Annotated in this window: 13 protein-coding genes; all 13 read right to left on the reverse strand. The window is 43.6% G+C overall.

Going from position 1 to position 12,603, the window contains the following annotated elements:
* Window position 1 precedes the first annotated feature (1 nt).
* Window positions 2–1,414 carry a F0F1 ATP synthase subunit beta gene (atpD, locus tag LCM11_RS09150; RefSeq protein ID WP_089751324.1) on the reverse strand — a complete coding sequence of 471 codons (1,413 nt, stop codon included), beginning with the start codon at window positions 1,412–1,414 and terminating at the stop codon, window positions 2–4.
* Window positions 1,415–1,454: 40 nt separating this feature from the next.
* Window positions 1,455–2,318: an ATP synthase F1 subunit gamma gene (atpG, locus tag LCM11_RS09155; RefSeq protein WP_014644820.1), complete on the reverse strand. Its 864-nt coding sequence runs from the start codon at window positions 2,316–2,318 to the stop codon at window positions 1,455–1,457.
* Between the two features lie 32 nt (window positions 2,319–2,350).
* Window positions 2,351–3,859: a F0F1 ATP synthase subunit alpha gene (gene atpA, locus LCM11_RS09160; protein ID WP_089751323.1), complete on the reverse strand. Its 1,509-nt coding sequence runs from the start codon at window positions 3,857–3,859 to the stop codon at window positions 2,351–2,353.
* Window positions 3,860–3,874: 15 nt separating this feature from the next.
* The gene (locus LCM11_RS09165) at window positions 3,875–4,423 is read right to left on the reverse strand and encodes a F0F1 ATP synthase subunit delta (protein ID WP_224893947.1); all 549 of its coding nucleotides are present in this window, start codon (window positions 4,421–4,423) and stop codon (window positions 3,875–3,877) included.
* Window positions 4,420–4,941, reverse strand: coding sequence for a F0F1 ATP synthase subunit B (gene atpF / locus LCM11_RS09170; RefSeq protein WP_014644823.1), 522 nt, complete (start codon window positions 4,939–4,941; stop codon window positions 4,420–4,422). Before atpF ends, LCM11_RS09165 begins: the two co-directional genes overlap by 4 nt.
* A gap of 230 nt (window positions 4,942–5,171) precedes the next feature.
* Window positions 5,172–5,384, reverse strand: coding sequence for a F0F1 ATP synthase subunit C (gene atpE, locus LCM11_RS09175; protein ID WP_014644824.1), 213 nt, complete (start codon window positions 5,382–5,384; stop codon window positions 5,172–5,174).
* A 51-nt stretch (window positions 5,385–5,435) separates the two neighbouring features.
* Window positions 5,436–6,158, reverse strand: a complete 723-nt coding sequence (gene atpB / locus LCM11_RS09180; RefSeq protein ID WP_224893948.1) for a F0F1 ATP synthase subunit A — start codon at window positions 6,156–6,158, stop codon at window positions 5,436–5,438.
* A 24-nt stretch (window positions 6,159–6,182) separates the two neighbouring features.
* A complete protein-coding gene (locus LCM11_RS09185) occupies window positions 6,183–6,551 on the reverse strand; it encodes an ATP synthase subunit I (protein ID WP_089751319.1) in 369 nt (122 codons plus the stop codon).
* 1 nt (window position 6,552) lies between these two features.
* A complete protein-coding gene (locus tag LCM11_RS09190; protein ID WP_224893949.1) occupies window positions 6,553–6,771 on the reverse strand; it encodes an AtpZ/AtpI family protein in 219 nt (72 codons plus the stop codon).
* A gap of 305 nt (window positions 6,772–7,076) precedes the next feature.
* Entirely contained in the window at window positions 7,077–9,227 is a 2,151-nt protein-coding gene (locus tag LCM11_RS09195; protein WP_318246146.1) for a S8 family serine peptidase, read from the reverse strand.
* Window positions 9,228–9,344: 117 nt separating this feature from the next.
* Window positions 9,345–10,493, reverse strand: a complete 1,149-nt coding sequence (gene wecB, locus LCM11_RS09200; RefSeq protein WP_224893950.1) for a non-hydrolyzing UDP-N-acetylglucosamine 2-epimerase — start codon at window positions 10,491–10,493, stop codon at window positions 9,345–9,347.
* A gap of 37 nt (window positions 10,494–10,530) precedes the next feature.
* The gene (upp, locus tag LCM11_RS09205) at window positions 10,531–11,163 is read right to left on the reverse strand and encodes a uracil phosphoribosyltransferase (protein WP_224893951.1); all 633 of its coding nucleotides are present in this window, start codon (window positions 11,161–11,163) and stop codon (window positions 10,531–10,533) included.
* Between the two features lie 164 nt (window positions 11,164–11,327).
* Window positions 11,328–12,584, reverse strand: a complete 1,257-nt coding sequence (gene glyA, locus LCM11_RS09210; RefSeq protein ID WP_224893952.1) for a serine hydroxymethyltransferase — start codon at window positions 12,582–12,584, stop codon at window positions 11,328–11,330.
* Window positions 12,585–12,603 lie beyond the last annotated feature (19 nt).

The raw sequence follows: 12,603 nt of genomic DNA on the forward strand, positions 1-12,603 counted from the left end.
TTTACTGCATTTGTTTTGATTTTTCAACAACATCCTCAATACGACCGACTAGTCGGAACGCATCTTCTGGGATGTCATCGTGTTTGCCGTCAAGGATCTCTTTAAAGCCTTTGACTGTTTCTGCAACAGGTACGTAAGATCCTGGCTGTCCTGTAAACTGTTCAGCCACGTGGAAGTTCTGAGATAAGAAGAACTGCACCCGACGTGCACGGGATACGGTCAATTTATCTTCATCAGAAAGCTCATCCATACCAAGAATAGCAATGATATCCTGCAATTCTTTATAACGCTGCAATGTACGCTGGACTTCGCGAGCTATTTGATAATGCTCGTCGCCAACTACATCCGGGTCCAGAGCACGGGAGGTAGAAGCAAGTGGATCAACAGCAGGATAAATCCCCTGTTCAGAAAGCTTACGCTCAAGGTTAGTCGTTGCATCCAAGTGCGCGAACGTCGTAGCCGGCGCAGGGTCAGTATAGTCATCGGCAGGCACATAAATAGCCTGAATAGATGTTACTGAACCTTTGTCAGTAGATGTAATTCGCTCCTGTAATTGCCCCATCTCAGTCGCTAAGGTTGGCTGATAACCAACGGCTGATGGCATACGTCCAAGAAGTGCAGATACTTCAAGACCACCCTGGGTAAAGCGGAAGATGTTGTCGATGAAGAACAGTACGTCCTGGCCTTGTTCATCACGGAAATATTCTGCCATTGTTAAACCAGACAGAGCTACGCGCATACGCGCACCAGGCGGTTCGTTCATTTGTCCAAACACCATAGCTGTTTTCTTAATAACACCTGAATCGGTCATTTCCCAGTAAAGGTCGTTACCTTCACGCGTACGCTCACCAACACCGGCAAATACAGAGATACCGCCGTGTTCTTGGGCGATGTTGTTAATTAATTCCTGAATGAGTACGGTCTTACCTACTCCGGCGCCACCAAACAATCCAATTTTACCACCTTTTACATATGGAGCTAAAAGGTCTACAACTTTAATTCCAGTTTCCAGAATTTCAGTTTCTGTAGCTAAGTTTTCAAAAACTGGTGCTTCGCGGTGGATTGGATCACGACGTACATCATCACTTAAAGGTTCATCTAAATCAATATTGTTACCAAGAACGTTGAATACTCTGCCCAATGTTACTTCTCCCACTGGAACTGAGATTGGGCTGCCTTTATCGATAACAGGTGTGCCACGCATTACACCTTCTGTGGAAGACATGGCAACAGTACGAACGGTGTTGTCACCCAGGTGAAGGGCAACTTCTAACGTAAGGTCGACGTTTTTTTCATCTTCGGATTGCGCATCATAACGTACATGTAGTGCGTTATTAATATCTGGGAGCTGCCCGTCATCAAATGTTACGTCGACAACTGGTCCCATGATTTGTGTCACGCGTCCATTACTCATCGATTTCCCTCCTAACTTACTGTTCAAAATCCAAGAGTCCCTATTCGAGGGCAGCTGCACCGCCGACAATTTCAGTAATCTCTTGGGTAATAGCAGCTTGACGTGCACGGTTATAAGATAGCGTCAGATCACCAATAAGGTCATCAGCATTATCAGTTGCACTCTTCATAGCTGTCATACGAGCTGCATGCTCACTAGCTTTACTGTCAAGTAAGGCTCCGTAAATCAAGCTCTCAGCATATTGCGGAAGCAAGACTTCCAAAATCTCTTCTTGGTTCGGCTCATACTCATAAGAACTTGTGGATCCTACACTCTCTCCACCAAAGTCCGTCAGCGGCAAGACTTTTTTCTCGGTTACTTCCTGTGTGATAGCACTAACGTAATGATTGTAATAGATATATAATTGATCGATCTCTTCGTCTGTAAAGAGTTGAATCGTATCCGATGCGATATCTTTAATATCAGCAAAGTCCGGCTGGTCTGCCAAGCCAGTAATATCCATATCTACCGGTATATTACGTTTACGGAAGAAGTCTCGTCCAATACGGCCAATGGTGATTAGTTTGTACTCTTCAGCAGAAGTATGATGCTGGCGAATCTGCTGATAGACTCTTCTCAAGACACTGCTGTTAAATGCTCCTGCAAGACCTCGGTCAGAAGTGATTACCAGGTACCCTGTACACTTTACTTCCCTTGATTCAAGCATTGGGTGACTTGCATCACCTCCGCCTTGGGAAATACTCGCTACGACTTCTTGAATTTTTTCGCTGTATGGAACAAAATACCTTGCGTTCTGTTCGGCACGATTCAATTTAGAAGCAGATACCATTTCCATTGCTTTTGTAATCTGTTTCGTCTTCTTGGTAGAGGTAATCCGGCCTTTGATATCTCTAAGGGATGCCACGCTGTTTCACCACCCTTTCCAGCTGTGTTTATTTATTCAGAGATCACAAATGTTTTCTTGAATTCTTTCACAGCTTCTTTCATATCTTCTTCCTCTGCCAGCTTTCCAGTTTTTCGGATCTGCCCAATCAGCTCTTTCCGATTGTTATCAAGCCATGTGTGGAATTCTGACTCAAAGCGAGTAACGTCATCCACTGGAATATCATCCAGAAATCCTTTGGTAAGGGCAAAGATAATCATAACTTGTTTTTCTACAGCCAGAGGCTGGTGTAAACCTTGCTTAAGAACCTCAACGGTACGCGCTCCGCGGTTCAGCTTAGCCTGTGTAGATTTATCAAGGTCAGAGCCGAACTGTGCGAAAGCTTCCAACTCACGATAAGAAGCTAAGTCGAGACGCAATGTACCGGCAACTTTTTTCATAGCTTTGATTTGAGCTGATCCACCAACACGGGATACGGATAATCCGGCGTTAATCGCTGGACGTACACCTGAGAAGAATAAATCTGACTGTAAGAAGATCTGACCGTCTGTGATGGAAATAACGTTTGTTGGAATATAGGCGGAAATGTCTCCTGCTTGTGTTTCAACGAAAGGAAGCGCTGTTAATGAACCTCCGCCCTTCGCATCACTTAGTTTAGCTGCACGCTCAAGCAGACGGGAGTGCAGATAGAATACATCTCCTGGGAACGCTTCACGGCCCGGTGGACGACGAAGCAGCAAGGATAGCTCACGGTATGCCGCTGCCTGCTTGGAAAGGTCATCATAAACGACGAGAACATGCTTGCCGTTGTACATGAATTCTTCCCCTAATGTTACGCCTGCATATGGAGCAAGGTATAAAAGCGGAGCTGGCTGAGAAGCACTCGCTGTTACGACAATTGTGTAATCCAATGCACCGTGACGGCGAAGAGTTTCTACTGTACCGCGGACGGTTGATTCTTTTTGACCAATTGCTACATATATACAAACCATATCCTGATCATGCTGGTTCAAAATCGCATCGATTGCTACAGATGTTTTACCAGTCTGACGGTCACCGATAATAAGTTCACGCTGACCACGTCCGATAGGTACAAGGGCGTCAATAGCTTTAATCCCTGTTTGAAGGGGTTCATCTACGGATTTACGATCCATAACCCCTGGGGCTGGTGCTTCAATCGGGCGTGTTTTAGTTGTTTCAATTGGTCCTCTTCCATCTACAGGCTGACCAAGTGGATTAACGACACGGCCCAGCATTTCTTCCCCAACAGGTACTTGCATGATACGACCTGTACGGCGTACTTCATCGCCTTCTTTAATATCTGTATAAGGTCCAAGAATAACAAGACCAACGTTACTTTCTTCTAAGTTCTGTGCCAATCCCATGACACCATTTGAGAATTCAACGAGTTCTCCGGCCATGACGTTGTCAAGACCATGAGCACGTGCAATACCGTCACCAACTTCGATAACTGTACCCACATCATTGACTTCTATATCTGATTCATAGCTTTCAATTTGCTGTTTAATCAGCGCACTGATTTCCTCAGCTTTAATGCTCATGCCATTTCACCCCTATCATCTTTTGTTAGCAGAAACTAGCTTGCGCTCCATGCGGCTAAGCTTTCCACTGACGGAACCATCAAATATCCGATTACCAATTCGCACACGGATGCCTCCGAGAATGCTTGGATCAACAATATTGTTCAGGTTCAATGAACGTTTTCCTACTTTTGGTGCAAATGTTTCTGAAATCCGTTTTTTCTCAGATTTCGAAAGTTCACGTACGGAGTAAACATCCGCTTCTGCTACTCCCTTTGCATCGCTCATCATTGTTAAGAAATGAGTGATCATTTCAGAAATAATGTCTTCTCTATGCCTGTCTACCAACAACTTAAGGGTGTTCACAACTTCTGCTGAATAAGACAGAAATGATTTATGAATGAGTTGTTTCTTTTGGTCGACGGAAATACGTGGATGCTTAAGGAATGTATAAAGTTGCTCATTATTACGGAACACCTTTTGCAGTTCTCGTAATTCTGTTTCTAATTGTTCTAATTTCAAGTGTTCTTGTCCAAGTTTAAAAAGCGCGTCAGCATAGCGTCTCGCAATGATTGTTTGACTCATCGCTCTTCTCCTGCCTCGTCAATATATTGGTGAATCAACTTCTCCTGATCCTTCTCCGAAAGTTCTTTTTCAATCACTTTGGATGCAATCATGACAGACATAGAAGCCACTTGATCTTTAAGGACCTGTACGGCTTTTTCTTTTTCTTGTTCAATTTCCTGCCGTGCTGATTCCTTCATTCTTTCAGATTCAGCGCGAGCGGACTCAATTATATCGCGTTCCTGCTGGCCTGCTGTTTTGCGTGCATCTTCGATTATCTTCTGTGCATCCTGACGGGTTTTCTTAAGTTCTTCAGAAGCTTCACGCTGCATTCGCTGTGCTTCTTCACGACTTTTTTCTGCGGTATTGATTTCGTTAGCTACGTAATCTTCACGCTCTTTCATCATATTCATTAATGGTCCCCAAGCAAACTTGCCTAAAAGAGCCAGCAAGATAAGGAAGAACACAAGTTGAATGATCATATCACCTATGTTAAGTCCTCCAGCTCCGAGGACAAGACTCTCTGTGAATCCTTGCACAGTTTTCACTCCTCTCCACACCATATCGTAACAGGGTTAACCCTCAAGCAAGCAAAAGCCTTATATAAGAACTCAGCTAGACAAGAGAAAAACCCGGCTTTAGCTTATAAAAGCTTCAGTCGAAGTTTTCTTTCCAATCCATTTGGGTATCAAGTTTTCGTAAAGGTATAAAGGAAAGGCGAAGATCGATTGAGTTGAACTTCGCCATAAGCGTATTCGCTCGTCCTGCTTTACTGACCCATTACGATAAATGCGATAACAACGCCGATGATCGGAATCGCCTCTACTAGAGCAACACCGATGAACATAGTTGTTTGAAGAGCACTGCGCAATTCTGGTTGACGCGCAATTCCTTCTACCGTACGACTTACAATCAGACCGTTACCAATACCAGCACCTAGTGCCGCTAATCCTACTGCAATTGCAGCTGCTAAAAGACCCATAATGAAAATCCTCCTCATATTTTTAAAAAAATAATTTTTTATTCTTTTATTTTAATGGTCGTCGCTCACCTTGTGAGACATATAAACCATCGTTAACATTACAAAGATGAATGCCTGGATAAAACCGATAAATGTACTGAAGCCCATCCAAGCTATCATTGGAAGTGAAGCTCCTAAAAATCCACCAACGCCGCCTGCTGCCATAGTGACAAGCAAGCTCAGTAAGATCTCGCCTGCGTAAATGTTCCCATATAGACGCAAACCAAGTGTAAGAGTATTGGAGAACTCTTCAATGATTTTGAAAGGTAGTAAAAACGGCAGAGGTCTTATGAAACCTTTACTGTATTCTTTACCGCCTTTCAGCTTAACCCCATAGTAGTGAGATAAGACGACAACAAGTGTTGCCAGGGTTAAGGTAATGCCGGGATCTGCGGTTGGAGATTTCCACCACAGTTCATGTCCAACAACTCCATTGGTGACGACTCCAAGCATATTAGCTACAAATATGTAGGCAAATAAGGTTAAACCAAGTGGAAGAAAGAGCCTTCCTGTTCGCCAATCCATATTTGAACCGATAATGCCTTTTATGAAATCAATCAGCCATTCCATAAAGTTTTGAAAGCCGGTCGGGAACCGTTTCATGTTACGTGTGGCTGTTACCCCTAGAATGAAAACGATTAATGAGGCCACAAACATCATTAAAACGTTGGAAAGGTTGAAATCAAGCCAACTGATCCCAAACGCATCATTCCACATCGGTGCTTCGTGATTCAATCTGTTCACCTACCTTCCATCGTGCTAAACTGTTGATTTATTGAACAGGTAATCTATAAAAATGACAATGTAGGCTGCCATTAAGCCCAATACTACGGAAATCAAATGAATGTGTTCTTCAAACTGGAGGGCAATGACTACAGCAAGTGCTCCTGAAGCCAAACGGGTAAACGTACCGATTCCTCTAACAGATTTATTCTCTGCGGAGGCTTCGCCAAGCTTGCGGATTTTGCGCTGCATAAGCCAGAGGTTATAAAAACTCAAAGCGCTTCCCAGGAGGAGACCTAGAAAAATCGGCTGCCAAGGGGTAAGGCCCCAGCCAAGAACGAGTAACGCCAGAAGGTAGAACATCCATTTTCGTTGACGGGCCATCATCTGTTGGTAGTGCTTCATGCTAATCGTCTCCCGTGTACGTCCGTACTAAATGAATGGTCCCATATGTACCTGCTCCTAATCCTAGGAAAATCCCTATGATTAAGAATGTGGGCTCTGTGGAAAATTGACTATCTATCCATTTCCCAAGGTAAACTCCGGCAAGTGGGCCGCCGGCAAGTTGAGAAACGATAGCACTAGTTAAGGCCATGGCCTGAAAAGGGGGTTTGGAATCTTTCATTTACAAGCCTCTTTTCACTTGAATGAAAAGGTGTCAGAACCTTTACAATTCGTTATGAAAACCTTATCATCCCACACTATGTAAGAATACATTAGGGGTTATATGATGTCAATGAGTTTGTGATTAAAAATACAAATGTATGACACTTTTCGATCACATTTTTGTCACATTTGTGACAAAACTTACATGTACCATTTTACCAATTCTACACCTAATATACATAGACTTTTCGAGCCATTTTTACAAAAACTTTCCACCTCAGGTCATCCATATTATGGATGACCTGAGGTGGAATATACTGGTTATCATGAAGGTGTGAATTTTACCGGAAATGGGTAACTTTCTTTCTGGTCTTTATACTCGAGAGTAAAGACGGCTATATAAGCCCCTTCAAGATGATCTGTATTTACTTTAAATTCCCCTTGTACCATACCCGGCTGAGGGTCTTCAAGTTCAAATAACCTCCCGTGAGAAAGCATGGTACCCGCCCTGTATAGATCGACAGTGATTTTATCTACGGACTCGGCAAGATGAAAACGATAAGTGTACTGCCTTGCATCGGCCCACTTAGCTGACAATTCTAAACCGGACACCTTTTCATAATCAGACGTTCCGATCATATAAAGATAAGGAACATGGAAATCGTGATCTTGATTTCTCAGTTTGATAAACCCCTGATGGATCCCAGGGTTTAAAAAGGATTTCGTAAGATGGAGTCCAATCTCCACTTCCTTCGTTTCATTCGGTTTCAAATGAACAGCGGACGGGAGGTCCCATCTGCTTCCATTTTCACGAACTGGGACCTCCATGTATACGGTCTGACTATCCTTCGTGGGATTGGTAAGCTTTAATTTTGCCTTTTTATTTAACAATGGTTGATCCACGCGCCCAAATGTAAGCGAGCCGGGTTCGATTAACAGTGCCGGGTCGAAAGATTCTTCTATATCAATAAAACCTGTACCTTGTTCAGTAGGCGAATAAGGAAGTTTTCCTTTTTCTAGAATATCTGCTGAACTCATTATAGCCCTTTTTATTTGCTGAGGAGACCAATCCGGAGAAGCTTCTTTTAATAAAGCCGCAAGTCCAGCAACATGCGGAGCAGCCATACTCGTTCCTTGTAATGCTGCATATCCTCCGGGCACCGTGCTTAAAATGTCCACACCAGGGGCTACCACATCTGGTTTTAATCCCCATGTGGTGGTTACGGGACCACGAGAACTGAAAGGAGCCAGTCGATGATCAAGTGAAGTTTCGCTGGTTTCCAGCCATTGATTCTGCTGAACTCCCTTTTGAATCAGCCACTCCCCATCTTTTTTGGATACTCCAGCGACCGGAATCGGAACAGATAGGTTATCTAATGAACCTTGAAATAATCCCGGTTCATTATTGTATATAATTACTCCAGCCGCACCAGCTTGATAAGCTTTAAAAGCTTTTTCCTGAAATGGAATTTCCCCACGTTCAAACAATACGATCTTTCCGGAAGCGTTATTTAGATCTTCTTTTCCTATGCCAGCGTCGATTAAAGGATATTTTCTGGAAAGTCCCCACGGTTTTGATCCCAGCAGGACTTGAACAGGGATGTGCCGGTCCTCTCCCGGAATTCCGAATACCGGTGCTTTTGAAGGAAGTGCCGAAGCTCCTACGGTTATAGCCTTTGATGAAGTAGCAGGCGATCCTACGGTCCAAGTGTCCGGACCTGAATTCCCAGCTGCAACGATAACGGTCACGCCAAGCTCTACTGCTCTATTAACAGCATGTGTCGTAGGCCAGTCGGGACCGTTCACATCATTACCAAGCGACAGATTAATTACATCCATTCCTTCTTTAACCGCTTCTTCCAGTGCTGCGATAACCTGCACAGAGGATCCAATCCCTCCTGGACCTAACGCCCGGTAAGCGTATAATTCAGCATCTGGAGCTATCCCTTTCATTTTTCCATCAGCTGCAATCACCCCTGCTACATGAGATCCATGCATGGTTGCGCCTTCCCCTTTGGTTTCCATAGGATCATTATCAAAATCTACGGTATCAACCCCCCCCTTGTAGTTCTTTTGAAGATCCGGATGAGAGTAGTCCACTCCTGTATCAATGACACCTACTTTTACCCCTTTACCTGTATAGGAAGGGTTAGATTGCTCACGGATTATCTGAGTAGAAAAGGTCCCCGTTTCCTGCTTGAGACTTTTATAATTTACGACTGGGTACTGATTCACTACCATATCCATACGAGCAAGCTTTTCAAGTTCTTGTGCCCTTCCTTTAACCGCAAGACCGTTAAAGATCGTGTCATACTGCGCAACAATCTCAATCCTCGGAATTCTAGACTCAATTTCTTCTGCAAGAAGGGATGAGGATTCTTCGGTCTCAATTATAATAGTTACTTCATCAGTTTCTTCTGGGGACTGAAAGCCTGTAAGAATTAATAAAAGAATGAACAAGTGCAGTAAACGCATAGGCCAGTCTCCTTTTTAGTTAGTTTGCGATGGATAAGGACAGCTATGCATGAACATGCTCAGGCAATTTTTGTATAAAAAAAAGACCAAACCCTTATGGATTTGATCTTTTACTCATTATTCTATTTCAAAAGGTGCTGGCTTATCTTCCCGGTGGTTAAAGAAATACCGGATCGCTTCAGCAATTCTGGCAGATGCATTTCCATCTCCATATGGATTGGAAGCATGCGACATTTCTTTATGTTTTTCCTCATTCGATAATAATTCATTTGCTAAATGGAAAATATGATCCTCTTCTGTACCAGCGAGCTTAAGCGTTCCTGCTTCAATTCCTTCCGGACGCTCCGTAGTATCGCGAAGAACCAATACCGGCACACCAAGTGAAGGTGCTTCTTCTTGAACGCCACCTGAGTCAGTAAGGATTAAATGAGCTCTGGAAGCAAAGTTATGGAAATCAATCACATCAAGAGGATCAATTAATTTGATACGCTCATCATTTCCCAGAATCTCATCAGCCGTTTCTTTAACGGCAGGGTTCAGATGTACAGGATAGATCACTTGAATGTCATCATGTTCTTCCACCAGGCGCTTAATTGCCCGAAACATCTGTTTCATATTATTCCCAAGATTTTCACGTCGATGAGCAGTCATTAGAACTAACCGTTTATCGCCTATTTCGTCAAGCACTTCTGAGGCATAATCGTCTTTGACGGTCGTTTGAAGCGCGTCAATGGCTGTATTTCCTGTGACAAAAATCTGGTTGGTCGGCTTGTTTTCTGCGAGCAGATTATCCATGGATTTATTGGTAGGAGCAAAATGTAAATCCGCCATAACCCCAGTCAACTGACGATTCATTTCCTCAGGGTAAGGAGAATATTTATTCCATGTTCGAAGTCCTGCTTCTACGTGGCCCACAGGAATCTGGTTATAATAAGCTGCAAGAGAAGCCGCAAAAGTCGTGGTGGTATCCCCATGTACAAGAACCACATCAGGTTTTGTTTCTTTCATCACTTCATCAAGGCCTTCAAGGGCGCGTGTCGTTACTTGTGCAAGGGTTTGCCTCGATTTCATAATATTTAAATCAAAATCTGGCTCAATACCAAAAATCGACATCACTTGATCCAGCATTTCTCTATGCTGCGCTGTTACCGTGACAATTGGTTCGAATTGGTCGGGACGATTTTTCAGTTCCAGAACAAGCGGAGCCATTTTAATAGCTTCCGGCCTTGTCCCAAATATGGTCATTACTTTAATGCGTTCTGCCATGAATGTACCTCCTTTAATGGAGCTTGAATAATTCTATTTATTTTGTACCGTACAATCGGTCACCGGCATCTCCCAGACCTGGAACAATGTAACCTTTTTCATTTAACTTCTCATCAAGAGCTGCAAGATAAATATCAACATCCGGATGCTCTTCGCGAACAGCCTCTACACCTTCAGGCGCTGCAACAAGACACATTAAGCGAATTTGGCGGGCTCCTCTTTTCTTCAATGAATGGATGGCCTCATTGGCAGATCCGCCTGTAGCAAGCATTGGATCAATGACGATAAGTTCACGTTCTTCAATATCACTAGGAAGTTTGACATAATACTCCACCGGCTGCAGCGTTTCAGGGTCGCGATAAAGTCCGACATGTCCTATTTTAGCAGCAGGAATCAATTGAATGATTCCGTCTACCATACCTAGACCGGCACGAAGAATGGGTACAAGTCCAATTTTCTTACCCGTCAGTACTTTAGCTTTTGCGTCAGAAGTGACAGGGGTGTCAATTTCAACCTCTTCAAGAGGCAGATCACGCGTAATTTCAAAAGCCATCAATGCGGCGACTTCGTCAACTAGCTCACGAAAATCCTTCGTCCCTGTTTCCTTTTTACGTATGTACGTCAGTTTGTGCTGAATTAACGGATGATCCAGTACATATACCTTTCCCATTGCCGATCACTCCTTCTCATAGTTTGCATCCTTTAAATTGTACTGAAAAACAAGTTGAACTGCAACCCGATAAATATGAATTTACCCAGGCCCACCTTTCATTCCTGCCAGCCCATATCAGAACATAATAATAGCCGCCAGCACTAGGCTGACGGCTTATTCTATTAAATAGAAGAATAATTTAAAGTTTGATAAAGAGGGAAACGGGAAGTCAGCTCACGCACACGCTCTGCCGCTTCTTTCATTTTTTCTTCATTATCGTGATGCTCAAGAGTAAAAGCAATCAGGTCTGCTATTTCATCCATCTCGTTTTCTTTGAAACCACGAGTTGTGACAGCAGCGGTCCCAATACGGATTCCACTCGTTACAAACGGGCTTTCTGTGTCAAAAGGAATCGTATTTTTATTGGTTGTAATACCAATATCATCCAAAGCCTTTTCGATCACTTTCCCTGTAAGACCTTTCTTTTGCAGATTCAGCAGCAGCAGATGATTATCCGTGCCGCCCGATACAATGTCAACACCTTTATCTACAAGGGATTCTCCGAGACGTTTAGCGTTTGCAATGATCTGCTTGGAATAATCTTTAAACTCCGGCTGCAGCGCTTCTTTAAAGGAAACAGCTTTGGCAGCAATTATATGCATTAATGGACCACCCTGCATACCTGGAAACACATTCTTATCGATTTTTTTCGCGAACTCTTTTTGACAAAGAATCATACCGCCGCGAGGGCCGCGAAGGGTTTTATGAGTCGTAGTTGTAACAAAATGCGCATGGGGCACTGGGTTAGGATGAAGACCGCAGGCGATTAGACCAGCAATATGAGCCATATCTACTAGAAGATAAGCTCCTACTTCATCCGCGATTTCACGGAATTTAGCAAAATCAATTTCACGTGGATAAGCACTTGCGCCGGCAACAATCAGCTTAGGCTGGACTTCTTTTGCTTTTTTCAATACGGCTTCATAGTTAATTCGTTCATCCTTTTCCTCAACGCCATATTCTTCAAAGTTGTACAGCTTACCACTGAAGTTTACGGAACTACCGTGCGTAAGATGTCCCCCGTGATTGAGGTTCATTCCAAGTACGGTATCTCCGTGATCAAGAACGGTAAAATAAACAGCCATGTTGGCTTGGGCGCCGGAATGAGGCTGGACATTGGCATGATCCGCACCAAAAAGCTCTTTCGCACGGTCACGAGCGAGATTTTCTACTACGTCGACATGCTCACAGCCTCCATAGTATCGACGGCCTGGATATCCTTCCGCATATTTATTAGTCATAACGGAGCCCATCGTTTCCATTACAGCCTCGGAAACAAAGTTTTCAGAAGCTATTAGCTCAATATTATTCTGTTGACGATCTCTTTCATCCTGAATAGCTGCAAATACCTCTGCGTCTGTTGATTTTACTTGATTCATAGTAAACCGTTCCCCTTTC

Source organism: Halobacillus halophilus, assembly GCF_020171985.1.
GTDB classification, from domain to species: Bacteria; Bacillota; Bacilli; order Bacillales; family Halobacillaceae; genus Halobacillus; species Halobacillus halophilus_A.

What these genes read in the sequence shown, in the direction of transcription:
- atpD (WP_089751324.1), bottom strand. Translation starts at nt 1,414, where the DNA reads ATGAGTAATGGACGCGTGACACAAATCATGGGACCAGTTGTCGACGTA.
- atpA (WP_089751323.1), bottom strand. Translation starts at nt 3,859, where the DNA reads ATGAGCATTAAAGCTGAGGAAATCAGTGCGCTGATTAAACAGCAAATT.
- LCM11_RS09165 (WP_224893947.1), bottom strand. Translation starts at nt 4,423, where the DNA reads ATGAGTCAAACAATCATTGCGAGACGCTATGCTGACGCGCTTTTTAAA.
- atpE (WP_014644824.1), bottom strand. Translation starts at nt 5,384, where the DNA reads ATGGGTCTTTTAGCAGCTGCAATTGCAGTAGGATTAGCGGCACTAGGT.
- LCM11_RS09185 (WP_089751319.1), bottom strand. Translation starts at nt 6,551, where the DNA reads ATGAAGCACTACCAACAGATGATGGCCCGTCAACGAAAATGGATGTTC.
- LCM11_RS09190 (WP_224893949.1), bottom strand. Translation starts at nt 6,771, where the DNA reads ATGAAAGATTCCAAACCCCCTTTTCAGGCCATGGCCTTAACTAGTGCT.
- LCM11_RS09195 (WP_318246146.1), bottom strand. Translation starts at nt 9,227, where the DNA reads ATGCGTTTACTGCACTTGTTCATTCTTTTATTAATTCTTACAGGCTTT.
- wecB (WP_224893950.1), bottom strand. Translation starts at nt 10,493, where the DNA reads ATGGCAGAACGCATTAAAGTAATGACCATATTTGGGACAAGGCCGGAA.
- upp (WP_224893951.1), bottom strand. Translation starts at nt 11,163, where the DNA reads ATGGGAAAGGTATATGTACTGGATCATCCGTTAATTCAGCACAAACTG.
- glyA (WP_224893952.1), bottom strand. Translation starts at nt 12,584, where the DNA reads ATGAATCAAGTAAAATCAACAGACGCAGAGGTATTTGCAGCTATTCAG.